At 64.7% G+C, this 25,762-nt stretch carries 24 protein-coding genes, 1 tRNA gene and 3 pseudogenes; 10 read left to right on the forward strand and 18 right to left on the reverse strand.

Annotated elements, in window-relative coordinates:
• Window positions 1-86 precede the first annotated feature (86 nt).
• Together ACQPYR_RS29880 and ACQPYR_RS29885 are read right to left on the reverse strand one after the other, a co-directional pair.
• Window positions 87-1,451 carry a cytochrome P450 gene (locus ACQPYR_RS29880; RefSeq protein WP_433622260.1) on the reverse strand — a complete coding sequence of 455 codons (1,365 nt, stop codon included), beginning with the start codon at window positions 1,449-1,451 and terminating at the stop codon, window positions 87-89.
• Between the two features lie 190 nt (window positions 1,452-1,641).
• Window positions 1,642-2,451, reverse strand: coding sequence for a helix-turn-helix domain-containing protein (locus tag ACQPYR_RS29885; protein WP_433622261.1), 810 nt, complete (start codon window positions 2,449-2,451; stop codon window positions 1,642-1,644).
• 751 nt (window positions 2,452-3,202) lie between these two features.
• Here ACQPYR_RS29885 and ACQPYR_RS29890 point away from each other — a divergent pair.
• The 7 genes and pseudogenes from ACQPYR_RS29890 to ACQPYR_RS29920 all read left to right on the forward strand — a co-directional run bounded on the left by ACQPYR_RS29890 (window position 3,203) and on the right by ACQPYR_RS29920 (window position 9,310).
• On the forward strand, window positions 3,203-4,006 hold the full coding sequence (locus tag ACQPYR_RS29890; RefSeq protein WP_433622262.1) for a helix-turn-helix domain-containing protein: 804 nt from the start codon (window positions 3,203-3,205) through the stop codon (window positions 4,004-4,006).
• 258 nt (window positions 4,007-4,264) lie between these two features.
• Window positions 4,265-4,468: pseudogene (locus ACQPYR_RS29895) on the forward strand (IS110 family transposase); the annotation flags it as partial.
• A 302-nt stretch (window positions 4,469-4,770) separates the two neighbouring features.
• The gene (locus tag ACQPYR_RS29900) at window positions 4,771-4,977 is read left to right on the forward strand and encodes a hypothetical protein (protein ID WP_433622263.1); all 207 of its coding nucleotides are present in this window, start codon (window positions 4,771-4,773) and stop codon (window positions 4,975-4,977) included.
• 320 nt (window positions 4,978-5,297) lie between these two features.
• A complete protein-coding gene (locus tag ACQPYR_RS29905) occupies window positions 5,298-6,920 on the forward strand; it encodes an ISL3 family transposase (protein ID WP_433622264.1) in 1,623 nt (540 codons plus the stop codon).
• 55 nt (window positions 6,921-6,975) lie between these two features.
• Window positions 6,976-7,156: pseudogene (locus ACQPYR_RS29910) on the forward strand (IS110 family transposase); the annotation flags it as partial.
• Window positions 7,157-7,209: 53 nt separating this feature from the next.
• On the forward strand, window positions 7,210-7,485 hold the full coding sequence (locus ACQPYR_RS29915; RefSeq protein WP_433622265.1) for a helix-turn-helix domain-containing protein: 276 nt from the start codon (window positions 7,210-7,212) through the stop codon (window positions 7,483-7,485).
• Window positions 7,486-7,951: 466 nt separating this feature from the next.
• On the forward strand, window positions 7,952-9,310 hold the full coding sequence (locus ACQPYR_RS29920) for a site-specific integrase (protein WP_433622266.1): 1,359 nt from the start codon (window positions 7,952-7,954) through the stop codon (window positions 9,308-9,310).
• Between the two features lie 114 nt (window positions 9,311-9,424).
• Here ACQPYR_RS29920 and ACQPYR_RS29925 read toward each other — a convergent pair.
• Window positions 9,425-9,498: transfer RNA gene (locus tag ACQPYR_RS29925), tRNA-Pro, on the reverse strand.
• Window positions 9,499-9,582: 84 nt separating this feature from the next.
• The gene (locus ACQPYR_RS29930) at window positions 9,583-10,335 is read right to left on the reverse strand and encodes an acyl-[acyl-carrier-protein] thioesterase (RefSeq protein WP_433622267.1); all 753 of its coding nucleotides are present in this window, start codon (window positions 10,333-10,335) and stop codon (window positions 9,583-9,585) included.
• Window positions 10,336-10,458: 123 nt separating this feature from the next.
• Here ACQPYR_RS29930 and ACQPYR_RS29935 point away from each other — a divergent pair, with 123 nt between their 5' ends.
• Entirely contained in the window at window positions 10,459-10,986 is a 528-nt protein-coding gene (locus tag ACQPYR_RS29935; RefSeq protein WP_433622268.1) for a hypothetical protein, read from the forward strand.
• Here ACQPYR_RS29935 and ACQPYR_RS29940 read toward each other — a convergent pair.
• The 3 genes from ACQPYR_RS29940 to ACQPYR_RS29950 all read right to left on the reverse strand — a co-directional run bounded on the left by ACQPYR_RS29940 (window position 10,983) and on the right by ACQPYR_RS29950 (window position 13,327).
• The gene (locus ACQPYR_RS29940) at window positions 10,983-11,984 is read right to left on the reverse strand and encodes an LLM class flavin-dependent oxidoreductase (protein ID WP_433622269.1); all 1,002 of its coding nucleotides are present in this window, start codon (window positions 11,982-11,984) and stop codon (window positions 10,983-10,985) included. The two genes, ACQPYR_RS29935 and ACQPYR_RS29940, sit on opposite strands and share 4 nt — an antisense overlap.
• Window positions 11,985-12,001: 17 nt before the next feature.
• Window positions 12,002-12,301: an ArsR/SmtB family transcription factor gene (locus tag ACQPYR_RS29945; protein WP_433622270.1), complete on the reverse strand. Its 300-nt coding sequence runs from the start codon at window positions 12,299-12,301 to the stop codon at window positions 12,002-12,004.
• Window positions 12,302-12,373: 72 nt separating this feature from the next.
• Window positions 12,374-13,327, reverse strand: coding sequence for an Lrp/AsnC family transcriptional regulator (locus ACQPYR_RS29950; RefSeq protein ID WP_433622271.1), 954 nt, complete (start codon window positions 13,325-13,327; stop codon window positions 12,374-12,376).
• A gap of 81 nt (window positions 13,328-13,408) precedes the next feature.
• Between ACQPYR_RS29950 and ACQPYR_RS29955 the strand changes: the two are divergent.
• Window positions 13,409-13,516 (forward strand): annotated as a pseudogene (locus ACQPYR_RS29955) (NmrA family NAD(P)-binding protein); the annotation flags it as partial.
• A gap of 95 nt (window positions 13,517-13,611) precedes the next feature.
• Here the strand turns inward: ACQPYR_RS29955 and ACQPYR_RS29960 are convergent.
• Entirely contained in the window at window positions 13,612-13,749 is a 138-nt protein-coding gene (locus ACQPYR_RS29960) for a hypothetical protein (protein ID WP_433635442.1), read from the reverse strand.
• On the opposite strand from ACQPYR_RS29960, the gene ACQPYR_RS29965 reads away from it, so the two are divergent.
• On the forward strand, window positions 13,744-14,235 hold the full coding sequence (locus ACQPYR_RS29965) for a hypothetical protein (protein ID WP_433635443.1): 492 nt from the start codon (window positions 13,744-13,746) through the stop codon (window positions 14,233-14,235). The two genes, ACQPYR_RS29960 and ACQPYR_RS29965, sit on opposite strands and share 6 nt — an antisense overlap.
• 51 nt (window positions 14,236-14,286) lie before the next feature.
• On the opposite strand, the gene der is transcribed toward ACQPYR_RS29965, so the two are convergent.
• From der to ACQPYR_RS30015, 10 genes are all read right to left on the reverse strand, one after another.
• A complete protein-coding gene (der, locus tag ACQPYR_RS29970; protein ID WP_433622272.1) occupies window positions 14,287-15,702 on the reverse strand; it encodes a ribosome biogenesis GTPase Der in 1,416 nt (471 codons plus the stop codon).
• A 73-nt stretch (window positions 15,703-15,775) separates the two neighbouring features.
• Window positions 15,776-16,486: a (d)CMP kinase gene (gene cmk, locus ACQPYR_RS29975; protein WP_433622273.1), complete on the reverse strand. Its 711-nt coding sequence runs from the start codon at window positions 16,484-16,486 to the stop codon at window positions 15,776-15,778.
• Window positions 16,487-16,518: 32 nt separating this feature from the next.
• Window positions 16,519-17,397 (reverse strand): pseudouridine synthase, encoded by an 879-nt coding sequence (locus ACQPYR_RS29980; RefSeq protein WP_433622274.1) that lies wholly within the window; start codon window positions 17,395-17,397, stop codon window positions 16,519-16,521.
• Between the two features lie 720 nt (window positions 17,398-18,117).
• Window positions 18,118-18,765: an SMC-Scp complex subunit ScpB gene (scpB, locus tag ACQPYR_RS29985; protein ID WP_433635281.1), complete on the reverse strand. Its 648-nt coding sequence runs from the start codon at window positions 18,763-18,765 to the stop codon at window positions 18,118-18,120.
• 800 nt (window positions 18,766-19,565) lie between these two features.
• Window positions 19,566-20,369, reverse strand: coding sequence for a segregation and condensation protein A (locus ACQPYR_RS29990; RefSeq protein WP_433635282.1), 804 nt, complete (start codon window positions 20,367-20,369; stop codon window positions 19,566-19,568).
• A 185-nt stretch (window positions 20,370-20,554) separates the two neighbouring features.
• Window positions 20,555-21,499, reverse strand: a complete 945-nt coding sequence (locus ACQPYR_RS29995; RefSeq protein ID WP_397056378.1) for a ParA family protein — start codon at window positions 21,497-21,499, stop codon at window positions 20,555-20,557.
• A gap of 226 nt (window positions 21,500-21,725) precedes the next feature.
• Window positions 21,726-22,190, reverse strand: a complete 465-nt coding sequence (locus ACQPYR_RS30000) for a cupin domain-containing protein (RefSeq protein ID WP_433622275.1) — start codon at window positions 22,188-22,190, stop codon at window positions 21,726-21,728.
• A 105-nt stretch (window positions 22,191-22,295) separates the two neighbouring features.
• Window positions 22,296-23,246, reverse strand: coding sequence for a site-specific tyrosine recombinase XerD (xerD, locus tag ACQPYR_RS30005; RefSeq protein ID WP_433622276.1), 951 nt, complete (start codon window positions 23,244-23,246; stop codon window positions 22,296-22,298).
• Window positions 23,247-23,258: 12 nt separating this feature from the next.
• Window positions 23,259-23,918, reverse strand: coding sequence for an NUDIX domain-containing protein (locus ACQPYR_RS30010; RefSeq protein ID WP_433622277.1), 660 nt, complete (start codon window positions 23,916-23,918; stop codon window positions 23,259-23,261).
• Window positions 23,919-25,640: a CTP synthase gene (locus ACQPYR_RS30015; protein WP_397056270.1), complete on the reverse strand. Its 1,722-nt coding sequence runs from the start codon at window positions 25,638-25,640 to the stop codon at window positions 23,919-23,921.
• Window positions 25,641-25,762: the final 122 nt, after the last annotated feature.

Genomic DNA, 25,762 nt, shown 5'->3' on the forward strand with positions numbered 1-25,762 from the left:
CTCGTAGGATCTAGGTCATAGCGTTTCCATCGTCGTGCCCCGGCGTCATTGGCGTCGAACAGCCTTCGGCGAACAGGTGTCGTTGATCACTCGACGAGTGCGGGTACTTGCCTTGTGTTCACTCGCATCTGCACCCCGTCGGGTATCGGAATCTGCGTCATCGACATCGAGATCGGCCGCTGCGTAAACGACGACAGCCGCCACCGACCGGTGATCGTTGCCAATGCGAGCGCGGCCTCGATCAACCCGAACTGCTCGCCGATGCATCGGCGAGCACCGAGACCGAACGGGATAAACGTCTTGCGGTTGTGATGCGGTGTGGTGTCAACCCAGCGGTCGGGACGGAACGCACTCGGGTCGTCATATATCCGTTCGCTGCGATGAATGACGTACGGGCTCACCGCGATCTTCGTCCCCGCCGGGAGCAGGATGTCGCCCAATTCGGTATCCGCCGTGACCTGTCGAGTCAGCACCCAGGTCGGCGGGTACAGCCGAAGGGTTTCGGTGATGATCCTGTTGGTGAGGGGGAGCGAGGGAAGGTCTGCGCGCGTCGCTGTGCGGCCGCCCAGGACCGAGTCGACCTCCTCGTGTAACTGCTGCTGCACGTCGCGATTGTGGTCGAGCAGATACAACGCCCAGGTGAGACAGCCCGCGGTCGTCTCGGCGCCACCCAAGAAGAATGTGAATACTTGGTCGATCAGCTCGGAGTCGGTGAACTGTGCGCCGTCCTGTGCATCGCGGGCTTCCAGCAATGCCGACAACAGATCGCCGCGGTCTTTTTGTTCGGCGCGTCGTTCCGCGATGACGGATGCGGCGAGTTGCCGTACGCGGCGCGCGGTGGCGTCGTAGCGTCGATTGTCGGGGGTCGGTAGGCGATTAATGATGGCGGGCAATGCTGTCCGCCGGAACAATCCGTGAGCGATCGTGCTCAGATCTGTGGCGAATTGGCGAATCTGGCTGTCGGACAGTGATGTTGAGAAGATAGCCTCCGTCGCAACCCGGAAGGTCATGGCCGACAGATCGACACCCAGGTCGATTACCTGACCGTCGTGCCATCCCCGCACTGTGGTCTCGATCGACCGGGTCATGCTCTCCACATACGACGGGAGCCGGTCCGAGCGGAACGCTGGCTGGCACAGGCGACGCTGCCGACGATGCATATTGTGCGGGCAGCTGCCGAGTCCATCGCCAGCGACCTCTCGGGCCCGAGCATAGAAGGGCCCCCCTTTGTCGTAGACCTTGTCGTCCACGAAGACCTGCGATGTCAGGTCCGGATCGGAGACGAAAACGACAGTGTCTGTCCCGAGCCGGATTCGGCACATCGGACCATGCTCCGGCAGTGCCGAGAGAAGTCCGAGGGGGTTTCGCATCAGCGCCACGCCATGTCCGATCAGCGGCAGACCACCCGGAACGAGAGGGATGCGGTCGAGGTCGGACTTATCCACGTTCATAGGGGTCCCCCTTAATCAGCTGACTACTCCCCAGGAGAGCGCGGCACTGCATTCGCCAGCGAGCAGAACAATCGTCCTGGATGCTATCAACATTCGGATGTTATAAACATCCCAAATGTGTTGGGGCGCGTAGAACGTGAGCGTCGTGCGTTGTGTCGGTGCCCGTGTGACCCACAGCCGCTGGTACCGATCAGGACAGCGGTGGACCAGCGTATGGCCGTCGGATCGCCTGTTGGAAGCGGACATCGCGGGTATCAGGGAGTTCACCGACCTGAATGGACACCGAGAATGGCTCTCCGGTTACCGGATCTAGCATGTGGCACAGATCGTCTGGCTCACGTCCGTAGGCGACCTGAATTCCGCCCTGCCAGCGCTCATTGAACTCGTCGCTCGCACGGAGTCGCGCCAGCAAGTCGGCGGCTTGGGGTGAATCGCGGTAGCGACCGAGTCCCGCACGGACCAGTGCCATGAGCCCGGTCGCCTCGTAATCCCATTGCAGGGCAACATCTTTGGCAGGCGATCTGGCCACACCGGGCCGGAAATGCCACAGTGCGACGTTGTTGCCTGCAGCTACGATATCGGGTTCTGCCTGGTAGAAGCTTCGGTTGCCGACAAGGACATTCCACAAGGGGTCGGTGAAGACGCAAATGATGCCGACCTGGTCGAAGAACTTCAATGCGGCAAGGCGGTCCGGCGTGCTCACGCGTTCGCGCAGCTCTGCAATCGGCGTCAGCTCGAGGGGCGGCTCGGCTAGTTCCCGAGTGAAACGGGCTTGCATCTCGTCAAGCCGGTAGCCGACGATGAGCTGGTCGAGCACACCTCGAAGTGGCACGACCTTGTTGTTCTCAATCTGTTTGATGTAGGAGTCGCTGACACCGGTACGCGCCTCGGCGGACTTTCGAGTGTGGTTCCGGTGCTCACGCACCTTACGTAGCCAGTCACCGAGGTTTGGCATCTCGGCCTTGTCGGATGTGTGGGCGCGGCCACGCCGCTGTGTCATGGCTCGTCGCGCAGGAGCCGAACTCACGTTGTCGTCCTCCCCGTCTCGTCATCGCCGCCAGAGATAATGCCTCGCCATGGCAGGATGACGAGGAAAGGTCACCGCAGACTCCCCCAAGCTGCTTCCGTCCTATCAGACCTAGATCAATCCGGCAAACGCGTAACGCCTTCATGCGATTGCGAAAAGGTTGCCTCAGCGGCCAACACTTCGACTCACCAAGCGAGTCCGCGATCGAGCAGAGCCACCCGGTCGCGCAGCTGCGGACACCGCACTCGGAACCCCATTGTTGCGCCATGGCGTAATCGCCTTCTCCTTAACCGATTTTGTGCCGATACGCTGGAATGGTCACCACCTGGAGGCGTCGAACGACACGTGTCACGTAGCGGCGGCCGAGAATCTCTGGATGGACAAGGCTATTGCCAATTTTTCCGATCCGTGCTGGTCAGGATGGTCAAGTGTATGGGCGAAGAAATTGACTGGCAAAAACGTTGTCCATTGAAAGGCTAGCGCCGCAGCGGTTTTCGAGGGTTTGATGGCGTAAGCGCGACTCTCGATCTCGGCGCGTACCTAGTCGCGTACGACGCAATCCGCGAGAGTTCGTCTCGGAAACTCTTCGCAATATTCGATTGCAATCTTGCAGTGGAAGACTGCCAAAAAGGGAGGGGACGTCTTTATGGACAGTCACAATCAAGGACGTGGTCCGGACCGCCGCCTACGCCGACGGCGCAGGCCGCGGTCGCAGGAGGCGCAGATGCCGGACTTCTTCGAATGGATATGGGAGCTGCGCACGCGCCAAGATCTGAGCCGGGACAAGGCCGCTCCCCTCGTCGGCATCAGCGCCTCCTACCTCACACAGATCGAAACCAAGCGCTATCCACCCGAACGAGAAGTCGTCGACGGACTCATCATCGGCTACGAACTCAACGACATGCAGGCCCGACACCTGCGCGAACTATCCGAACCTCCAGTCGATCTCGCACCACTGGACGAACTCCGAACCCGACTCATCGCCTCAGGACAACTCGAAGTACTCAACTACCACCAACACAACGACACTCTCGCCGTATACATCGACTACACCTGGCATGTCCTGGCCGCCAACCCATCAGCAGTGCACGCTTTTCCCGGATTGAACGCAGTTGGCGGCAACATCCTGAGCTGGTTCTTCACCCCTATCGCGCAAGAAATCATCGTCGGTTGGGAACACGTGGCACCCCATATCGTCGCCACCGCCAAGGCCGTACTCGGCCGACACCGCAACACCCCCAGAGCACTACACCTACTCGAACAGCTCCGAAAAAGCAGCGAGGTCAACCGTCTCTGGCGCGACAACATCGACCTCGCCTACGGCCGCCCCCCAACCGAGCTGTTCCACTGGCGAGACCCCACCACAGGTGAACCCTTCTCCCTCAGCGTCCAGACCTCCGATCACTTCGGCACCCAAGACATCTTCCTGTCGTGCGGCTTCCGACGCCCCTACTCCGGACCACCACTCCAACAGACCCCGAAACCATTGGGCACAAACACTTTTCAACCTCCACGCGAAGTTCTTTGAACCTGACGGACCAGACCAACCGAGGATGGTGCAGACGGCCAACTGGCCGTCTGCACCCGTCTTCGCCACTGCCCCACCTCCATGAGACTGTGCCCCCACGACGCCGTACGCCATGTCGCACGAATACGCCGATGCACACCTCCGACACTGCACAATCAGCACGCAACGACCCGATAACGAACTCCGGTGAGCTCCTCGGCAACCTGCTACAACCGTGCCCCGGCGGCCGGATCCACCGCGCGACGCGAGACCACGGGATTACCGAAGGACGAAGCCCGGCTACGAGCAGTGTCCGATCGCCTCGCCGAACGAGTACCACTGCTGATCGTGGTCGACCAACCCAACACCATCGGCGCCCTGCCAGTGATAGTCGCCCGCGCGCAGTCACGACGTCGCTTATCTGCCCGGCCTGTCGATGTGCCGGATCGCCGTCTGTATCCCGGACAAGCCAAAACAGACGCTGGATACGCAGGCCCGCGACGGCCTCGGCGGCGGAGTTGACGCCGTCGTAGTTGTCGTAGTCGATCGGGACTTCGTCGCGATGTTCAGGGCCGCGCCCGACCGGTCCGGGCAATCTACGGTACTCGCGACGTCGAATCACTTGACGGTTGCGCAAAGTGCTGTGTCCGTCGGGGCTCACAAGCCCTGACAGGCACGGGAGCCCGATCGAGGAGCAAGAAGTCCGGGCCTGGTTCGTCTCGCGGTCCTCCCTGGCTTCTATGAACACACGCGGATGCTTGTCCCCCGGACGCAGGAGGCAGGACTTGGACGAGGCGCTCGACAGGGTGACCGATCCCCTTGTCGCCGCGAGCATGCGGCAGCTTGTAAGCGAGATCCTGTGGCGCTATGGGTCGATCGACGCATTCTGCGCACGGCTGCACCGGCTCCTCGACCAGCCCACCGTCCAGATCCCCGCCGTGACCGGCATCCCCAGCACGCACCCGCAGGGCCGACACCGACTGCGGGAATAGTGAGACCGTGGGTAGCCGCTGCTAACTGGAGGTGTTTGATCTGGCTGGGCTCCTTGGTGAACCGAGGGACTGGCTACCTGGCCTTGTCCCCCTTCACAGCGGCGGAGCCACCCGGGACAAACGAGGAATTTCGGTGAGCGTCAGTGGGAAGTTCAAGGCTCTGGCGACGATCATGTGACGTGCACTGGTCGGAGTGTGGGTAAGTCCCCTGGAGTGGTGGGAATCGGATCGACTGCCCGGCAACGTTTTCCGGCGTGTCGTGCGTGAGGTTCGGGGGCTGCCGAAGATGATGTCGGGCGTGGATTTCGCAGTGTATTGATGTGTTCTTGCCGCACTTCGCGGCGGTGGCTGTGGATGGTGTCGACCTGGATGGGGATCTGGTGACGTTCCGGGTGCGGGCGAAGGCAGGTGAGGCGCCCTGCTTGGGCTGCCGATGGCGCTCGGGCCGGGTCCATGCCCGCTACCAGCGGCAACTCGCCGACATCCCGCTGGGTGGCCGTAGGGTGCGGGTAGTCGTGTGTGTCCGCCGGTTCAAGTGCGTCAACCCCGAATGCTCGCAGTCCACGTTCTCCGAGCAGATCGAAGGGTTGACCACACCGTTCGCCCGCCGCACCCCGCCATTGACCCAGGCTCTGGTCCGCGTCGCGCTCGCTCTGGCCGGCCGTCCCGGAGCGAGGCTCGCAGCCAGGCTCGCCATGCCATGCTGCCACGACGTGCTGATCGGCCTGATCCGCGCCCAGCCACTGCCCGAAGCCGGACGGATCGAAGTGCTCGGTGTCGATGACTTCGCGGTTCGGCGCCGCCGCTCCTACAACACCATCTTGATCAACATGGACAACCATCGGCCCGTGGACGTGCTGCCCGACCGTGAGGCCGGCACGCTCGCAGCCTGGCTACGCGAGCACCCCGAAATCCGGACCGTGTGCCGCGACAGAGCTGGGGCCTACGCCGAGGGCATCCGCTCGGGCGCCCCGCAGGCGATTCAAGTCGCGGACCGATTCCATCTGTGGAAGAACCTGTGCGAGGCGGTGGAGAAGACCGTGTCCGCCCACCACCCCTGTCTGCGCAAAGCCGCTGCGGCCCAAGCCATCCCGGGCGAACCGGAGCCTTCCACGCCCGCACCGGCACCCGCGGCCGAGCTCATCGCCGCGCCCCAGCGCAGCTACCGGCTGGCCGAGCGGACCCGGGAGCGATACACCGCGGTACAGCAGTGCCTCGCCCGTGGACTGTCCCGCTCGGCCATCTCACGGGAGTTGAACCTCGACCGCCAGACAGTACGCCGGTTCGCCAATGCCACCTGCGTGGAGGAACTGCTCGGCAGGGCCGAGCACCGCCTCACCAAGCTCGACCCCTACATCGACCTGGTCAACCGGCGGTGGAACGAGGGCGTGACGAACGCGCAGACCATCACCTGCGAACTACGGACTCTGGGATTCACCGGAGACGTCCAGACGGTGCGCCGCTACCTCAAGCCCTTCCGGATGCCCGGCACCAGCCGCTGCCGCCCGGACCCACATCGGCGCAGGCCCACCCCCACCGCTGCGGCAGTCCCGAAGCCACGCAAGATCAGCAGGGCGCTACTCACCCATCCCGACCGTTTGACCGAGCAGGACGCACTGATCGTGAAGAACGCAACCACCGAATGCGTCCATCTGGAACACCTCCAGCAGCACGTCCGCACCTTCGCCAAGATCATGACCCAACGGCGCGGCCTCGAACTACCTGCCTGGCTCGACGCCGTCGAAGCCGATGACCTACCCGAACTGCACAGCCTCGCAATCGGTATGCGCCGCGACCTGACCGCCATCATCAACGGGCTCACCACCGAACACAGCTCCGGCGCTGTCGAAGGCAACGTCACGCGCGTGAAACGACTCAAGCGCGACGGCTACGGCCGGGCGAACTTCGATCTCCTCAGAGCACAGATACTTCTCGCCGCCTGAACGGCCGTCACATGATCGTCGCCAGAGCCAAGTTCAACGAGCGCCATCACCGACCGGAAAACAGTGGTACGACAAGGCATTGCCCAATGACGAGTTTCGCCTGCGGGCAGTGTTCGACTCCCCGCTACGCGCGGGCTGCTGCTGATCGCGGTCGATCAGCCGAAGACGATCGGCGCGCTGCCGGTCACGGTGGCCAGCGCTTGCGGCCATGACGTGCCTATCTGCCTGGCCTGTCGACGTGATTGCGACTGGCGCATTCTCGTCGAATCCGGTTCTATTGTTGTAAGGGATGACTCACGGATCGGCCCGTAATCGAGGCCGAAAGTTGAACCACAAAAATATTCTCGCTGTCGGGGACATACTTCACCGTCTGCTAAGCGAGCCGACGGTGTCGGTCCCCGATGCAGCACGGCTCCTCGGTGTCGGCAAATCCACTGTCTACGCGGCGGCGAAGTCAGGTGATGTGCCAGCAGTTCGAGTCGGCAACCGAGTGCGAATCCCGTCGCGATGGGTACGACAAGTGCTCGAGTTGCAAACCAATCCAGCCGACACCGACACCCTCTAAGACATCAGCGCTTCCGATGCCGTTCACAGGTTGTCGGTCCCACTGACAGCCTTCCACCTACGTGCCGAGGCAACACCTCCGCCGCCACCGGTGCCGCGACTTGCACTGACAGCGTGACCACCGACCAAGCCGTCAAAGCATCCCAATCGCAACAGCTCTCACGGTGTGCAATTGAGTGACGCTCAGGCACACCAATCTTCCGATTCGCCAAGATACTTCTGAGGAATCTCACACTGCGGCCGCGCATCGAAGAGGGCGACTTCAGCAACTTGCGCCGACTCCAAACACGCCAGCGCCAATCATCGCTGTCGACGCCGTCTCTGAATTGACAGTCACATATCCGAACGGACCGCTGACATGTCGTCGAATGCCCACCGTCAGCGCGAGTTCCTCACTCGGCGAGTAGCGCCCCGTCCGCAACGAGAACCGATAAAGACCACCACCCACCACGGACAGGAGTCACGACATGACGAATAAGCCGGCCAGACGCGCCGAACCGATCAACAAACACACAGCCAAGAACGGCAAGGTGACCTACTGGTTCCAGGCCGATGTCGGCACCAAGCCGGACGGCAGCCGCGACCGGCAGCGTTTCACATACGACACCCAAACCCAGGCGCGGCGCGAATACCGGCGGATCACAACCGAAGTCGCTGCCGGAACATACGCCAGACTCCTGGACATCACCGTGGACGAAGCGTGCGACCAATGGCTTGACAGTCGGCGCGGTATCCGCCGGATCACGCTGCAGGGCTACCGCAATGATCTGAAGGCCGTTCGGCGGCACATGGGTGGCAAGAAGCTGCGCCAGCTCACAAAGGCAGACGGGGACGCACTCGTCGAATGGATGCTTACGAAAGGTCGTGTCGGTCCCCGGCATTACCGCCCGGACAGCCTCATGTCGCAGGTAGCCGAACTAATCGGACAGCACCCGGAGGGCATCACGGCGGCGAGAATCAAGGCGGCATTCCCGGACAAAGATATCCACACGTGCTTATCAGGGCTCATCCGCGTCGGACGTATTACCCGCCCCCGACGGGCGGTCTACATCCCGGCGGACACAACGCAGACCGAGAAGGCACCGAGCGGCGTCAAACCGGTGACGGTGCGGGCTACATTGACCGCCTTCGGCATGGTCGTGCAGTCCTATGTCGACCAGGGAGCCTTGCCGCGCAACGTCATTGCGCTCGTGGAGCGGCCCAAAGACGACTTCAGTGAAGACGACGACGAACAGTCGAAGTCTTGGACGGTGGCCGAGGTCGAGACCTTCCGCGAGTCGGTGCGCGGCGAACGGCTCTACGCCTGCTGGCTGTTGTCCTGCTATGGGGCGCGCCGATCCGAAGTGCTCGGCATGCGATGGACGCGCTTCGATGAATCCGCACTGCGGGTGCGCCGAGGCCGTGTGGCCATCGGCAAGGAGACCGAAGAAAACTTGCCGAAGTCCCGCCGCAGCCGCCGCGACCTTCCCCCGCCCCCTGATTTGGCGGAGGCGCTCAACAGGCTGAAAATGCTCCAGAAGGCCGAGTGCTCGGCGCTCGGCATCGAGTGGTCCGACGATCAGCTGATCGCGGTGGACGAAGCGGGAGAGCCGATCCGACCGGAGTACTACTCCGACACGTTTCACCGTCTGCGGGAACGCGCCGGGCTCCGTCGCATCCCACTGAAGGGGCTACGGAACACGAGCGTAAGTCTGATGTTGGCGCTGGGTATTCCGGTGCACATCGTCGCGGCCTGGCACGGCCACGACCCCGCGGTCTCGCTGGGCATCTACAGCGATGCACAGCCGGAGGACTTGCGCGCGGCCGGCGCCGCGCTCTTCGGATGATTCGAATGCCCGCTCCCGCATGTTGGCAAGTTCTTGGCAAGATCGCGTGCCGAAGAACTCCTCCCGCATACGATAAAACCCCTTCCGATGCTGGTCGGAAGGGGTTTTCGTGTGTCGGGCTGACAGGATTTGAACCTGCGACCACCTGACCCCCAGTCAGGTGCGCTACCAAGCTGCGCCACAGCCCGTTGCGCCTAATGTTCGGGCGCTCGGAAAGATTACCTCAGGGGGCGCCCAGACGCCGAATCGCCTGGTTATCGGTGGGGCGGGAGTCAGCGTGGGGTGATGCGGGCAGTGGCTCGGGGGTCGTCGGCTACGGCGAACCAGGCGTCGAGGGTGCTGCCGGTGCGGCGGCCGATTACGCGGACCTGCTCGCCCGCGGTCAGGGGTTTGGTGTATTCGATGACGGTGCGATGCGGGCCGGAGGTGAGATCGGTGTGGGTGGCGAGGAGTTCTTCCAAGGCGCTGAGGTAGACAGCATTGTTGACGTGGTCGAGCCAGTCGAAATCGGCGACGCGCAAGGGGAAGGGCAATTCCTGGACGTCTGGGCCGGTGGGTAGCGGGTCGGTGAGTGTGGCTTTCCAGCGCAGGCGATGTTCTGTGGTGCTGGCGAGCATGGGTGCCATGAAGCGGTCGCTCATGCGCGCGGGCACGCCGGATTCGGTGCCGAAATGGATCAGGAATCCTTCGGTTTCGACCAGACCGCCGTTGCTGCCACAGATCTGCACGCGCATATTGCACCAGCGGTTCGACAGGGCTGAGCACCAGCGGCGCAGGGTGACGTGCTCGCCGAATTCGATGGGCTTGAGGACGTCGATGACGGTGCGGCGGACCACCCAGCCGCGGTGGATGTCACCGTCCTCGACGGCTTCGAGGTGTTCGAAGCCGATGTCCTGCAGGTAGCGGGCGATGGCGTCGAGGCGCAGACGCTGGTCCCGGTCCGTATCGGCGAGGCGGACCGGCCAGCCGGTCTCGAACGGGGATCCGACGGTAGGGCGTTCCGGCAGCACGCTGGGAATGACCATAAACGGATAATGCCAGGTCCCGCCCTGCAGCAGCACCCCGACCCGCTCAGCGTGTCAACCGGCAGCAATGTGCTCCCGCCAATGGTGATAGGCATTCGCCCTCGGTTAAATAACGTTGAAGCTATGAGTCCCCCGGCCACGCCGTGGTCGAACCAGCCCAAGGCCCTCCCGAGCAAGGAGTCCAGCGGCGGCGCGGAGCTGGCCATCGACCCGGTGATTCTCACCGCTATCACGCTTCCCTCGAAGCGAGGGCAGCACTATCCCGACCTCGGCATGCTCATCGGAACCAGCTTCGCGGTCCTGCTGTCGTTGGTGGCCTACCTTTCCGTAGCGTCCATCGGTTCGACACCGGTCCGAGATTCGGCAACCGGCGGATCCGCGGCGGCCACCGCCGCCCCGGCGAACGCGGTCCAGGTCGATCGGGGGCTGACCGTCGGCAAGGTCACTGCCAACGACGGCAAAACGCTTGCGGTGCAAGGGATATTGGGTGCCACGACGAACGTTCGTGTCAACACCGGTACCCGGGTACTTGTCCTCACCGGCAGTAGCGTGTCGGATGTGACGGTCGGTGCCGCGGTCGTCGTCTACGGCAATAAGGAAGCCGACGGCACAATTACCGCGAACCTGATCGTCGGCGGCTCGGTGAGCTAGGGGGCCACCGGCTCGGTGATGAGACCGCCGGTGAGTTCGACCGAGCGGAGTCGGTCATCGATTTCGGTGGCGTGGTGGGCGACGATGAGTTCGTCCGCATCGATGGAGCCCGCGAAATCCGCCAGATACGAACGGACTTCGGTGGGAGTGCCGACGGCGGTGTATCGGGTCATTGCGCTGAGCTGGCTGCCGTTCGGCGAGGCGAGGAACGCATCGATCTCCTCGTCGGTGAAGTCCGCGCCCGCCGCGCCACGCCGAATCATGGCTCGCGCGCGAGCACGGTAGGAGATCGTCTTCTGCGCCACCGCCGCATCGTGGTCTTCGGCCGCGAATACATTGACACCCGCCATCACATACGGCTCGGCGAGTTGCTCCGACGGCCGGAAGCTGTCGCGGTAGACGGCGACCGCCTGGTGTAGCGCGTCCGGCGCGAAGTGGGATGCGAAGGCGTACGGCAGGCCGAGTTGCGCGGCGAGTTGCGCACCGAATAGTGACGACCCCAGAATATAAAGCGGCACAATGCCTTCCGCGCGCGGCACGGCCTGCACACCGGGTACTCGCGAGTTGCCCGACAGGTAGCCCTGCAGCTCCAGCACATCCTGCGGAAAGGTGTCCGCCGAGGAAGGATTGCGGCGCAGTGCGAACATGGTCTTCTGATCACTGCCGGGCGCGCGGCCGAGTCCGAGATCGATCCGCCCGGGGAACAGCGTCTCCAGCGTGCCGAATTGCTCCGCGATCACCAGCGGCGAGTGATTGGGCAGCATGATGCCGCCTGCGCCGAGCCGAATGGTGTCGGTGTGCGCGGCGACGTAACCGATGAGCACACTGGTGGCGCTCGAGGCGATCGAGCGCATGTTGTGGTGTTCGGCGTACCAGACGCGTCGATAGCCGCTGCGCTCGGCGGCCCTGGCCAGCGCGACGCTGTTCTCGAAGCTGTCGCGTGCGGTGCTGCCGGGTGCGACCGACGCCAAGTCGAGGATCGACAGTGCGGTGGGCATAAGACTTCCTTCGTAGCTCAGAGAACGCGGTTGAGTTCTTCGGTGAAGGCCCGGATGCGGGCTTCGTCGCGGCGGTAGTAGGTCCACTGGCCGCGTTTAGTGGCGCTGAGAAATCCAGCGCGCTGCAGGATCGCGAGGTGTGCCGATATGGTCGAGGCCGAGGTCCCCGCCTTCTGCTGGATGAGACCGACGCACACCCCTAACCCGCCGGTGTCGTCGCCCCGCGCTGGGAAGTTCGCGTCCGGATCCTTGAGCCACGCCAGGATGCGCAAGCGGGTCTCATTCGCCAATGCCTTGCACTCGTCGAGCACATCCACCTCCCTTCGGTATTTCGCTAATTAACGAATTTACGCCGGATGCCCTGACTCGGCATCGTGACGCAGCACACGTCAGAGGAGCAGGGAGCCCGCGCGTTTGACGGTACGAATGATCGGAGCGGTTTCGAGCGTGGCGATGCCGGGAAGTTCGGCGATGCGCTCGGTGAGGTAGCGACCGAGATCTCGAGGGTCGCGGCAGTTGACCGCCGCGACCAGATTGGTAGCGCCGGTCGTGACAGCGGCGAAGGAGACTTCGCGGTGGCGGGCCAGCGCTTCACCGACGCCGACGGCGGCGGCCGGTTGTGTGGCGATCCAGAGTCGGGCCTCGGTACCGAATCCCAGTGCAGCGGACGGGATGTCGAGCTGGAATTGCAGGACTCCGTTGCGACGCATGGCTTCCATCCGGCGACGCACCTTGGTTTCGGACCACTGGGTGGCGGCGGTGAGGTCGGAGTAGGAGGTGCGGCCGTCGCGGTTGAGGGCGCGCAGCATGGACCTATCGCCTTCGTCGAGATGAAGGGGTCCGTCTTCCGGGTCGACGGGGGCGGGCCTCAGATGGTCGACCTGGTCGGGTGTCAGCGTGGCTGATCCTTGCCAGCCGTCGGGCAGCACGAATCCGCGCAGCAGCAAGTGCGCGGACATGGCCACGATTCGGCTGGTGCGTGGAAGTTTGTGCAGCAGTAGAGCTTCCTGCTCTTCGATACTGCGAGTCTGCACCGTGCAGGAGACCTCGGTACCAGCGGAGAGGAGATACACGAACGACGTATCATCGCGTGCCGCAAGGGCTTTCGCGACGGAACCGGCGGCGTCGGGAGTGCAGCGCAACCGGATCGTCCATTGGACGTAACCCAGCCGCTGACCGTTCACCAGTCCGATCACCCTGAGCCCATGCGTATTTCGCAGCTGATGATACCGACGTGCCACGGTGTTCTCGGAGACGTCGAGAACTTCGGCGATCGTTCGGAAAGGCGCCCGGCCGTCGATCTGCAGCGCATGAATGATCCCCCTCTCGACGGCATCCATCATGAACCCTCCAAATCTGACGGTTTCCAGCAAAATGAGACCTTACCCTGGTCGATTTCTCTCCCTTAGCGCCAGGATCGAGGCATGAACATTCTCGTCCTCGCCGCCACCGGAAACGTCGGCAGCCGGCTCGTCCCCCAACTGCGTACAGCCGGTCACACCGTGCGCGCGGGCACCCGCAACCCGGCGGCCGCCGATCTCCCGCCCGACGTGCAGGTCGTGCGCGTCGAACTGTCCGAAACCCGAAACGCTGCGCGCCTGCCTCGACGACATCGACGCGGTCTTTCCTACTGTGGCCGCTGCAGACCGGCGCACAACTGCCCAACGCACTCGATCTCATCGCCGAGCACGCCCGGCGCATCGTATTTCTCGGCACCGGCGGCATCCCGGACCTCAGCTTCGAGGATCAGCAGAAGCTGGTGCACGCTTGCGGAATCGAATCGGTGGTGCTGCGCCCGAGCACTTTCGCCGTCAATACCCTCTGGTGGGCCGATGAGATTCGAACCGGCGATATCGTGCACGGCAGCCACGGCGACCTGCCGATGAGCCTGATCCACGAGGCCGATATCGCGGCGGTCGCGGCCCGGACGCTCACCGAAAACGCCCATGCCGGAGCCACTTACACGCTGACCGGACCGGAGGTACTAACCCAGGCGGAGCAGGTCAGGATCATCGGCGAAGTACTCGAGCGTCCCCTGCGCTGGGCCGAACTCACCCGCGACCAAGCCAGACAGCGCCTACTCGACGACGACACCTTTCCCGACTCCTTCGTCGACGTCCTCCTCGACGGCTACACCGAGATGCTTGCCGTGCCCCGCCCCGAAATCACCTCGACCGTCGCCGATATCACCGGGCGCCCGGCTCGTTCCCTGGCCGAGTGGGTATCCGACCACCTCGCCGCGTTCCGCTGACGGCAAATGGCAACGGACGCCGTTGCTCGGCAACGGCGTCCGTTCCAGCGCCTACTTCCGGCGTTCCCGCTTCTCACGCACACGTACCGAAATACGAACCGGAGAACCGTCGAAGCCGAACTCCTCACGCAGTCGGCGCTCCAGGAACCGGCGGTAGCCCGCCTCCAAGAACCCCGTCGTGAAGAGCACGAAGGTCGGCGGCCGGGTAGTGGCCTGCGTGGCGAACAGGACGCGCGGCAGTCGACCACCACGCATCGGCGGCGGTGTTGCCGCGATGACTTCCTTGAGCCAGTTGTTCAGCCTACCGGTCGGGATGCGCTTATCCCAGGACTCCAGTGCGGTTTCCATTGCGGGAACGAGCTTTTGGACGGCGCGGCCGGTATGCGCGGAGATATTGACGCGCTGCGCCCACGGCACGCGAACCAGATCCCGATCGACTTCCTTGTCGAGTTGCAGGCGACGGTCCTCGTCGACCAGATCCCACTTGTTGAAGGCCAGCACGAGCGCGCGACCGGAGTCGGCGACCATGCTGATCACCCGCAGGTCCTGTTCGGTGATCGGCTCGGAGGCATCGATCAGCATGATCGCGACCTCGGAGGCCTCCAGCGCCGCCTTCGTGCGCAGCGAAGCATAGAACTCCATGCCGCTGGCATGGGAGACCTTGCGACGCAGACCTGCGGTATCGACGAATTTCCAGATCCTGCCGCCCAATTCGACCAGCGAATCGACCGGGTCGACGGTCGTACCCGCGACATCGTGCACGACCGAACGCTCATCACCGGAGAGCTTGTTGAGCAGGCTGGACTTGCCGACGTTGGGCTTGCCGACCAGCGAGACCCGGCGCGGACCGGTACCTCCGGTGCCCTCACGCGGGGTCTCGGGGAGGACTTCCAGGACATCGTCGAGCAGGTCACCGGTGCCGCGACCGTGCGCGGCACTGACCATGCGCGGCTCACCGAGACCGAGCGACCACAGCGCGGCGGCCTCGGCCTCGACGCGTTCGTCGTCGACCTTGTTGGCGACCAGGATCACCGGAATCTTGGAGCGACGCAGCTTCTTCACCGCGGCCTCGTCCGTGGCCGTCGCACCGACGACGGCATCGACCACCAGCAGGATCGCGTCGGCGGTCTCCATGGCCAGTTCGGCCTGGCGGGCAACCGACTGCTGCAGACCCTTGGCATCGGGCTCCCAGCCACCGGTGTCCTGAACCAGGAAACGGCGACCAGCCCAGTTCGCCTCATAGGAGATACGGTCGCGGGTCACGCCGGGAATGTCCTCGACGACGGCTTCACGACGGCCGAGAATACGGTTCACCAGGGTCGATTTGCCGACATTCGGGCGGCCGACGACCGCCACCGTCGGCATCGCGAGGTGTTCGCCCTCGTCGAACTCACCGTCGAGATCGGCTATCTCCCAATCGGTTTCGTCGCTCCAGACGCCATCGCCGGCGAGAACGTCTTCACTCATGACTGCGCCTCGCTGGCGCTCGGCTCCGTCAAGAGTGACACTGCTGTGTCTTCGATTCGCTCGCTACGCTCGCTCACGGTGTCCTGCCTGTCCGGCCGATCGAAACCTGCCGCACCACAACGCGATACAGCTCGTCGATGACCTCATCCATATTCAGTTCGCTGGTGTCGACCTGCACCGCGTCGTCGGCCGGACGCAGTGGGGACACCGTGCGAGTGGAGTCGAGGGTGTCGCGACGCTGCACGTCGGCAAGTACGCCCTCGTAGTCGTCGCCGCGGCCTTCGGCGATGTTCTGCTGATTGCGCCGCTGCGCGCGGGCCTCGGCGGAGGCGGTGAGGTAGATCTTGGCGTCGGCATCCCGCAGCACGACGGTACCGATATCGCGTCCCTCGACCACGATTCGCTGTGCGGCGGAAGCGATTTCACGCTGCAGAGCGACGAGCAGCTCGCGCACCTCGGCCACGGCGGACACCGCGGACACCGCCTTGGTGACGGCATTGCCGCGGATCTCGGAGGAGACGTCCTCACCGTCGAGCAGGATCAGCTCACGGCTGGGATCGGTACCGATGGTCAGCGGCAGTTCCTTCACCGCGGCACCGATCGCTGCCGAATCGGTCAACTCGACCCCGGCACGCAGCACCCGCAGCGTCGCGACGCGGTACATCGCGCCGGTGTCGAGGTAGCTGGCGTCGAGCCTGGTGGCCAGTCGCCGCGACACACTGGACTTGCCCGTGCCCGAAGGCCCGTCCATGGCAACGACCAGCGGCGTGGTTCCTTCAACCATCGCAGGGACCTCCACGGGAATCTCTACACCGTTCACAACGACACCGCCTCGTAAAGTTTGCCGACTTCATCGCGGCCGATCACGCGCAGCGTGCCGGGCCGTTGGTCGCCGAGTGCGACCGGACCGATATTGGTGCGCACCAACCGCGTCACCGGATGACCGACCGCGTCGAGCAGCCGGCGCACGATGTGCTTGCGCCCTTCGTGCAACACGATCTTGACCAGCGAACGTCCCTCGCCCAGCTCGAGCACCTGGAACCGGTCGACCTTGGCCGGACCGTCTTCGAGTTCGACACCGTCGCGCAGGCGCTTGCCGACCGACTTGTTGACCTCACCGTTCACCGTCGCCAGATAGGTCTTCGGGACCTGGAACGACGGGTGCATGAGCCGGTGCGCGAGGTCGCCGTCATTGGTGAGCAGCAGCAGTCCCTCGGTGTCGGCATCCAGCCTGCCGACGTGGAACAGGCGCTGACCGGCCGCGATGCGTTCGGCGACGATATCGCCGACGCACGGGCGGCCCAGATCGTCGGACATGGTGGACTGCCAGCCCTTGGGCTTGTTCAGCGCGATATGGACCAGTTCCTCACGCACCATCACGCGGGTGCCGTCGACGCGGACCACGGCATGCTGCGGATCGATCCGCAGACCCTGCTCGGTGACAATGGCGCCGTCGACCTCGACCCGTCCCTGGGCGATCATCTCCTCGGCGGCGCGGCGCGATGCGACACCGGCCTTGGCGAGAACCTTCTGCAGCCGCTCGCCCTCGCCCCACGGCAACTTCTCGTGGCCACCCTCGGCGGGCTGGCCGACGTGCTGTTTCTTGGCGGGCTTGGCGTTGTTCAGCAGCGGGGCGGAGACCACCTTCTTCTGCGGCTTCGGATTCCTGGGCTTCTTGCCAACAGGCGCGGACATCGCGCCCGACGTTGTGCGGCGCGACGGATTGCCTTGCTGCGCAGCGCCTCCCGGTGCGTAGCCGCGCGAACCGGCGGAACGCGGGGCCGAACCGCCTTGTGCGCCAGCACGATAGCCCTCGCCGCGCGAACCACGATGATCGGATCCGCCGTGCGACGAACCGCGGTAGCCCGAGCCGCCTTGTGAGGAACCGCGATAGCCGCTGTCACCCTGGGCGGAACCGCGATAACCGCCACCCTGCGACGTGCCACGTCGATCTGATCCGCGCTCGGCGGAACCGCGATAGCCACTGTCGCCGTGCGACGAACCGCGATAGCCACTGTCACCCTGGGCGGAACCGCGATAACCGCCACCCTGCGACGTGCCACGTCGATCTGATCCGCGCTCGGCGGAACCGCGATAGCCACTGTCGCCGTGCGACGAACCGCGATAGCTACTGTCGCCCTGCGAGGTGCCGCGGTAGCCGCCGCGCGAGCCACGCTGATCGCCCTGCGACGAACCGCGGTACCCACGGTCGCCGCCTTCTGAGCTCCCCCGATAACCCCCTTGCGAGGAGCCGCGCTCGGAACCGCCCCATGCGGCCCCGCGCTGCGTACTTCCCCGTTGCGCCGAACGCATATCGCGTGCGTTTCGGCCTGCGCCGCCCCTGGTGGGCTGGTCGCTTCTGTTCCTACGATCCGGTGTGCCATCTCGGCGAGCGGGCGTATTCATTTTGTCCTGTCAGTCTTCTTCGGTACCGAGATCCAAATCGGTCTCGGCGGATTTCTTCAACCTGGTGTAACGGGGGTCCGTGTCCAGGCTCTCGTTGATCTCGTCGATCAGGTCGACGCCCGGCAGCAGGGGCGCCAGTGGCGGCAGATCGGACAGTGATGCGAGTCCGATCCGCTCCAGGAACAGTTCGGTCGTGCAGTACTGCGTGCCGTTCGTTTCCGGGTCGACCCCGGCCTCGGCGATCAATCCGCGAGCCAGCAGGGTTCGCATCACACCGTCGACGTTCACGCCGCGCACCGCGCTGACCCTGGTCCGGGTCACCGGTTGGCGGTATGCCACCACCGCCAATGTTTCCAAAGCGGCCCTGGTCAATTTCGACCGGGCACCGTCGAGCAGCATCCGTTCCACATACGGCGCGTACTCGCTGCGAGTATAGAAGCGCCACCCATCACCCACGAAACGCAGGTCGATGCCACTGGCCCGCGCGGACAGTTCCGCGGCCATTTCGTGCAGCGCCCACTCCACCCGCGCCGGTTTGTCCTGCAACGCGTCGGCCAGCAGTTCTACCGGGGCCGGAGCGTCCACAATGAGCAGCATCGCCTCCAACGCCGACCGGAATTCATCGTCATCCAGCGGTTCGGGCGTGAACTCCGCCACTTCGTCGTCGGAACCTGCGCCTGCGTCTTTTTTGTTCTTCGCTGCACGTGCGGTCTTCGTCGCACTTACAGAAGCTGGGACGTCGTTCCTACTACTGCCTCGCCGCGTCTCACTCGGTCCTCCAGCAACGCCGTCGTCGACCTCCGCGCCCAGCGCTACCTGCTCGCTGACGGTCGGCTCGCCTGTGCCCGCGGAATCGGCGTCGATGATCGCACTACTCATCGCCTCGGGCGCACCAGCCGCAAGCTCCTCGCTCACTCCCCTCGTCGGTGGCGTATCAGCGCGCCCCGCGACGCCCTCGACTCCGCCCGACGCCTGCCCGCTGAGGCTCGGCTCGCCCGCGCTCGAGGAATCCGGTTCGACAATTCGACTGCTTACAGCCGCCGCTCCCGTGCCGCTCGAGCCCGCCGCATCCCCGGCATCGTCACCACTCGAATTCGCCGCACCACCGTCGGATCCGGATGCGCTCGCATCCGCAGCGTCTTCGATGAACTCATCGCGCCCACTCGCCACCTTGTCGACGCTCGATTCTGCGGCGCTCGCACCCGATGCGATACCGCCGCTCGAACTCAGCGCCGCACTACCGTCAGAGCCTGGCGCGCTCGCATCCGCAGCGTCTTCGATGAACTCATCACTCGACGATGGCGCTTCGTCGCCCGAGCCCGCCGCGCTCGCGCCCGATGCATCGCCGCCCCCGGCGATCACTGCACGGTCACCGCCGTCGACCTGCTCGCCCACGACGCCGGTGTCATGCTCGATGCCGTTGTGCTCGAGGGGTGTCGCGTCGTCGGTGCGCTCACTCACCCGTAGTCCTCCTCGATGGTCACGGTGTCGGCGGTTTCGTCCTTGGGGTCGCCGGTCCAGCTGATCGAGAGCGGGCCGAGCGGGTCGGGTTGGTCGAACTCGATCGTCTTGCCCCGGTACAGCTCGAGCAGTGCCAGGAAGCGGGCGACGATCTGGATCGGCACATCACAGTCGGCGACCAGTTCGCCGAAGGTCGTCCAGCCGCCCGGTCCGCGCAGTTTGAGCTGTTCGAGCACGAGCGCGGCCTGTTCGGCGACCGAGAAGGCGTGCTGGTGCAGATGGTCGAGTCCAACCCGCGGCGCCGGGCGAGGCCGGAAGGCCGTCGCGGCGATCGCGGCGAACTGGTTTGCGTCAACACCCAGCTTAACCTCGGGCAGCAGATCGGCGTATCGCTCCTCCAGCCCGACCGCGCGTGGGTAGCGTCGCAGCGCGACCGCCTCGAGTTCCCCCAGCAACTCGGCGACCTGTTTGAACGCGCGGTACTGCAGCAGCCGCGCGAAGAGCAGATCGCGTGCCTCGAGCAACTCGAGATCCTCGGCGTCGGTCACCTCACCCGACGGCAGCAGTCGCGCCGCTTTGAGATCCAGCAATGTCGCCGCGACGACAAGGAATTCGGTGGTCTGATCCAGGATCTTGTCCGCACGCAACGCCTGCTGCCCGATGCTGGCGGTCAAAGCCTTTGTGTAGGCGATGAATTCGTCGGTCACCTGATGCAACGCGACCTCGGTGACATCGAGCTTGCGCGAACTGATCAGACTCAGCAGCAGATCGAACGGCCCTTGGAAGTTGCTGAGCCGCAGCTGGAACCCGGAGGTCTGGGCCGTAGGCTCGCTCTCGCCGCCAGGTCTGCCTGGCCGATCATCGGCGGCCGAGTCGTTCGCAGCCGACGCGGCACGCCCGGCGTCGGAGTCCCGATCGACGAACTCATCGGACTCTGGGCCGAGCGTATCGGTGTTCGTCGACGGCGCCGGTTCCGTACCGCCGATCACCGGCCGGACCGGTGGATGACTTCCCGCGCCATCGCCCGATATGCTTCGGCCCCACTGGATTTCGGTGCCCACGTGGTGATGGGTTCACCCGCGACGCTGGCGTCCGGAAAACGTACGGTGCGCGCGATCGCCGTGTCGTACACCAGGTCGCCGAACACTTCGACGACGCGCGCCATGACCTGACGCGAATGTAGTAGCCGCGCATCGAACATGGTCACTACGATGCCGTACAGGCTCAGGCGCTGGTTCAAGCGGTCGCGCACCTTCTCCACGGTGTCGTTGAGCAGGGCGAGTCCGCGCAGCGAAAAGTATTCGCACTCCATCGGAATGATCACGCCATCGGAACAGGCCAGCGCATTCACCGTGAGCAGGCCGAGCGACGGCTGGCAGTCGATGAGGATGTAGTCGTAGCGATCGCGCACCGATTCCAGTGCGCGGCCCAGTGTCTGCTCCCGGCCGACCTCGTTGACCAACTGGATTTCCGCGGCGGACAGGTCGATATTGCTCGGCAGCAGGTCCAGATTCTCGACGCGGGTCTCCATCAGGACATCGTCGATCGAGACCTTGGATCCGATGAGCAGGTTGTGCACGGTCAGATCGAGATCGTGGTGGGCCACACCCAATCCCGCCGACAGCGCACCCTGCGGATCCAGGTCGACCAGCAGTACCCGCCGACCGAACTCCGCGAGCGCCGCACCAAGGTTGATGGTCGAGGTGGTCTTGCCGACGCCACCCTTCTGATTGCACATCGCGACGATCAGCGCATCACCGTGGTTTTCGACCGGCGGCGGGTCGGGCACGACACGCAGCGGGCGCCCGGTCGGGCCGAGCGTCGCATCGTCGGGGACGGGTTCGGCGCCGTCGCCCCACAGCGTTTCCGCCGCGGCGGCCGAGTACGGACCCGTCCGGGGACCCGTAAGCGGCTGCGCCCCAGCACTCATCGGCGGCTCTGCCGCGCCGGCTGTCGTCACGATCCGCTGCTCCTTATACGTTCCTGCCCGTTGCCTTCGCCCGACTCCGGCATCTTCTGCCCGAGCGTAGCGAGGCCGATCAGGCCCGACCTCGCTTTCGTACGGTCCAGCTCTCGATAGACGCTACCGCTTGACAGCGCAAGACCCACGCTCGGACACGCGACACCCACGTTTACCTGCGCAGGCGTCCACTCCCCTAGCGCCAATCCGGTCCGCCGTCGAAATGGACGTCGAACCGATCGTGGAGTTCATCCATGCTGTCCCAATCCGCCTCACCCCGAGCGATACGACCGAGCTGCCGGAAGTACTCGAACCGGACGATACCCGGTGTGAGTACGGCGAAGAACTCGGCGGGACCGTCCGCGGACGCCCCGAAGGCATGGACAGTACCCGGCGGAACCACCACCAGACCACCCTTCGCGACCGCATGCCGTTCGCCGTCGACGAGGAATTCCATGGTCCCGTCCAGGACGTAGAAGATTTCCGCGGACTTCGTGTGATGGTGCGGCCTGGTCCCATCCGCGCCCGCCGGCAGTATGAGCCGATTCGCTCCGAACAGCCCATCGGTGTTCTCGCTGTCCTCGAGCAACCGGAACGATCCGCCACCGGGCAGCGCCACCGCCTCGACATCGCGCTCCTGAACGATGAAAGCCTTTGCCATCCAACTCACCTCACGTCGGTGTGCCGAGACCACCCGATCCCGGCATACCGACACAACCGGACCACGGTTCTATTTCTTCCGCGGCGGCGTCCGGAGCACAGCGGGTCAGCGGGCGCGGGGGTGAGCGGTTGCCCAAACCTCACGAAGCGTGTTCACGGTGACCAAGGTGTAGATCTGAGTGGTCGTCACCGATGCATGCCCCAGGAGTTCTTGGACCACACGCACATCCGCACCCCCGTCGAGCAAATGCGTTGCGAAGGAATGACGCAGCGTATGTGGCGAAACGGTAGCCCCGATGCCCGCCCGCTCGGCGGCGGTCTGCAAAACCTGCCAGGCACTCTGCCGCGACAACCGACCACCGCGGGCATTCAGAAACAGCGCGCCCGCAGTGCCTTTCCCATTCGCGGCGAGCACCGGCCTCCCGCGCACCAGATATGCGTCGACAGCCGCCAGCGCGGGCCTGCCGATCGGAACCATGCGCTGCTTGCCACCCTTGCCGTGCAACACAACAGCGCGTTCCTCGGTATCGATATCGTCCACATCGAGCCCGACCATCTCCGAAATTCGCGCCCCGGTCGAATACAGCAGCTCGAGCAGCGCGCGATCGCGCAATCCGCGCGGCCCGCCATCGCTTCCGGCGCCATTCGCATCATCGATCGGCCCGCCGCCGGCCGCCTCCAACAGCCGCAACACCTGATCGTACGGCAGCGCTTTCGGCAACCGCCGCCCCGGGGTCGGCGGCTTGACCGCATGTGCGACATCGGTACTCGTGAAACCCTCCGCCGCGGCGAAGCGATGCAGCCCGCGCACCGCGATCAGCGCACGAGCGACCGAACTAGCGGCCAGGGGCGGATGTGTCTCCCCGCCCGCTCGCAGCACCATCGTGAACTCGGCGACATCGGATTCGGAAACCTGCTCGAGCGCCGTAATCTCGTGCCCGGTCAGGAAATCCCGATACCGGTCGAGATCGCGACGGTACGCACCGAGGGTGTTGCGGGCGGCGCCGCGCTCGACCGCAAGATGATCGAGGTAGGCGTCCACCTCCCGCGCGAGCACCGCCCGGACCCGTCAGTCTTCGGACTGCCGCTGCGCCTTGCGACGCAGGAATGCGGTGGGCTGCCCCGGCCACGGCGCATCGGCCGGACGCAGCTGCGCCCCGCCCGCCCTGGCGGCCGCGAGCGCGAGCAGACCGGCGACGGCCGTGGCATTGACGATCTCACCGGCCAGCGCGGCCCCCACTGCCTCGTCCACCGGCAGGCGGACCAATTCCAAGTCCGCCTCCTCCAATTCCGGCTCCGGCCGGTCGGTTTCGTACAGACCTCGCGCGGCGTATACCCGCAGCGCCTCATCGGTGAATCCGGGCGAAAGCGCGACATCCACCAAAACCGACCATTCCCTGGCAGCCAGTCCGGTCTCCTCGGCCAATTCGCGCTTGGCCGCTGTCAGCGGATCCTCGCCGGGCACATCGAGCAGTCCGGCGGGCAGCTCGAGCAGCCGCTGATCGATCGGATGCCGATACTGCCTGATCAGCACCACATTGTCGGCATCATCGATGGCCGCAACCGCAACCGCCGCATGATGTTCGATCACCTCGCGCTCGACGACGCATCCGCCCGGCATTGCCACCTGGTCGAGCCGCAAGGCGAGAATGGCACCGCTGTACATGGTCTTGCTCGCCACGGTCTCGAAGTCGTGGGTTCCCGGCTGGGCGCCACCGATCTCACTCATCTACGACGCCTGGTCGGCGTTCGCGAACTCTTCGTCCGGGATATCGACCGGAAGCCGCTCGGCCAGTTTATATTTCAGCGCCGCCGCGATCAGCGCCGCGAACAGTGGGTGCGGGCGAGTCGGACGGCTCTTGAGCTCCGGATGCGCCTGGGTGGCCACGAAGAACGGATGCTTATCGGCAGGCAGTTCGACGAATTCGACCAGATGTCCGTCGGGGGAGGTACCGCTGAATTTCAAACCGCTGGTGGCGATCTTGTCGCGGTAGGCGTTGTTCACCTCGTAGCGATGCCGGTGCCGCTCGGAGACCTGGTCGGTGCCGTAGGCCTGCGCCACCACCGAACCCTTCTGCAGCGTCGCCGGGTAGGCGCCGAGGCGCATGGTGCCGCCGAGATCTGCCTCACCGGCCACGATCTCCTTCTGATCGGCCATGGTGGAAATCACCGGATGCGGTGTGTCCGGCTCGAATTCCGCCGAATTCGCTTCGGCCAGACCGACCGAGCGCGCGGCTTCGATGACCACACACTGCAAGCCAAGACACAGACCGAGCAGCGGAAGCCCCCTGGTCCGCGCATATTTGATGGCGCCGACCTTGCCCTCGATGCCACGGATACCGAAGCCGCCCGGAATCAGCACCGCGTCCACATCGCGCAGCGCGGCCTGCGCACCCGCCGGGGTCTCGCATTCATCCGACTGCACCCAGCGGATATTCACCTTGGCCCGCGAAGCGAATCCACCCGCGCGCAACGCCTCGGTCACCGACAGATACGCATCGGGCAGATCGACATACTTACCGACAAGTGCGACCTCGACGGTCTCCCGCGGCTGATGCACCCGGTCGAGCAGATCGCCCCACACCGTCCAATCCACATCGCGGAACGGCAGCCCGAGCCTGCGCACCACATAGGCGTCCAGGCCCTCACGGTGCAGCACCTTGGGAATGTCGTAGATCGACGGCGCGTCCGGCGTGGAGATGCAGGCGTCCACATCGACGTCGCACATCAGCGCGATCTTGCTCTTGAGCGCCTGCGGCACCTCGCGATCGCAACGCAGGATCAGCGCGTCGGGCTGGATACCGATATTGCGCAGCGCGGCCACCGAGTGCTGGGTCGGCTTGGTCTTGAGCTCACCCGACGGCGCGAGGTAGGGCACCAGCGATACGTGCAGGAAGAACACATTGTCCCGGCCCACATCGTGGCGGATCTGGCGCGCGGCCTCGAGGAAGGGCTGCGATTCGATATCGCCGACGGTGCCACCGATTTCGGTGATCACCACATCGGGCACCTGCCCCTGCAGATCCGGTCCCTGCATCGCCAGGATGCGACTCTTGATCTCGTCAGTGATGTGCGGGATGACCTGCACCGTGTCACCGAGGTATTCGCCGCGACGCTCCTTGGCGATCACCGACGAATAGATTTGCCCGGTAGTCACATTCGCGTCCCGGGACAGGTCCCGATCGAGGAACCTCTCGTAGTGGCCGACATCGAGATCGGTCTCCGCGCCGTCCTCGGTGACGAACACTTCTCCGTGCTGGAACGGATTCATGGTGCCAGGATCGACGTTCAAGTACGGGTCGAGTTTCTGCATGGTCACCCGCAGTCCGCGCGCGGTCAGCAGCTGACCGAGGCTGGAGGCGGTAAGACCCTTACCCAATGAGGAGGCGACACCACCGCTGACGAAGATGTGCTTCGTGGCCGTTCGCGCCTGATTCCGTGTATGACCCACGGGTCTTCACGGTAACACGAAATTGCTGGTCTGATCACACGCCACGCACGTTTGCCACCGAGTCGCTGCGATCAAGGGATTCGCACCGCGTGCTATGTGCGCAGCCTGGGGCATCGCGGATC

The organism is Nocardia sp. CA-120079 (genome assembly GCF_050955745.1).
Lineage (GTDB): Bacteria > Actinomycetota > Actinomycetes > Mycobacteriales > Mycobacteriaceae > Nocardia.

Bases quoted from the DNA above. Each gene is read 5' to 3' on its own strand.
- ACQPYR_RS29950 (WP_433622271.1), bottom strand. From the start codon at position 13,327: ATGATGGATGCCGTCGAGAGGGGGATCATTCATGCGCTGCAGATCGAC.
- ACQPYR_RS30010 (WP_433622277.1), bottom strand. From the start codon at position 23,918: ATGAGTGAGATCGGTGGCGCCCAGCCGGGAACCCACGACTTCGAGACC.
- ACQPYR_RS29930 (WP_433622267.1), bottom strand. From the start codon at position 10,335: ATGGTCATTCCCAGCGTGCTGCCGGAACGCCCTACCGTCGGATCCCCG.
- ACQPYR_RS29915 (WP_433622265.1), top strand. From the start codon at position 7,210: ATGACTCACGGATCGGCCCGTAATCGAGGCCGAAAGTTGAACCACAAA.
- ACQPYR_RS29890 (WP_433622262.1), top strand. From the start codon at position 3,203: ATGCCGGACTTCTTCGAATGGATATGGGAGCTGCGCACGCGCCAAGAT.
- ACQPYR_RS29980 (WP_433622274.1), bottom strand. From the start codon at position 17,397: ATGTCCGCGCCTGTTGGCAAGAAGCCCAGGAATCCGAAGCCGCAGAAG.
- ACQPYR_RS29885 (WP_433622261.1), bottom strand. From the start codon at position 2,451: ATGACACAGCGGCGTGGCCGCGCCCACACATCCGACAAGGCCGAGATG.
- ACQPYR_RS29940 (WP_433622269.1), bottom strand. From the start codon at position 11,984: ATGCCCACCGCACTGTCGATCCTCGACTTGGCGTCGGTCGCACCCGGC.
- cmk (WP_433622273.1), bottom strand. From the start codon at position 16,486: ATGGTTGAAGGAACCACGCCGCTGGTCGTTGCCATGGACGGGCCTTCG.
- ACQPYR_RS29880 (WP_433622260.1), bottom strand. From the start codon at position 1,451: ATGAACGTGGATAAGTCCGACCTCGACCGCATCCCTCTCGTTCCGGGT.
- ACQPYR_RS29920 (WP_433622266.1), top strand. From the start codon at position 7,952: ATGACGAATAAGCCGGCCAGACGCGCCGAACCGATCAACAAACACACA.
- ACQPYR_RS29935 (WP_433622268.1), top strand. From the start codon at position 10,459: ATGAGTCCCCCGGCCACGCCGTGGTCGAACCAGCCCAAGGCCCTCCCG.
- ACQPYR_RS30000 (WP_433622275.1), bottom strand. From the start codon at position 22,190: ATGGCAAAGGCTTTCATCGTTCAGGAGCGCGATGTCGAGGCGGTGGCG.
- der (WP_433622272.1), bottom strand. From the start codon at position 15,702: ATGAGTGAAGACGTTCTCGCCGGCGATGGCGTCTGGAGCGACGAAACC.
- ACQPYR_RS29995 (WP_397056378.1), bottom strand. From the start codon at position 21,499: ATGAGTGCTGGGGCGCAGCCGCTTACGGGTCCCCGGACGGGTCCGTAC.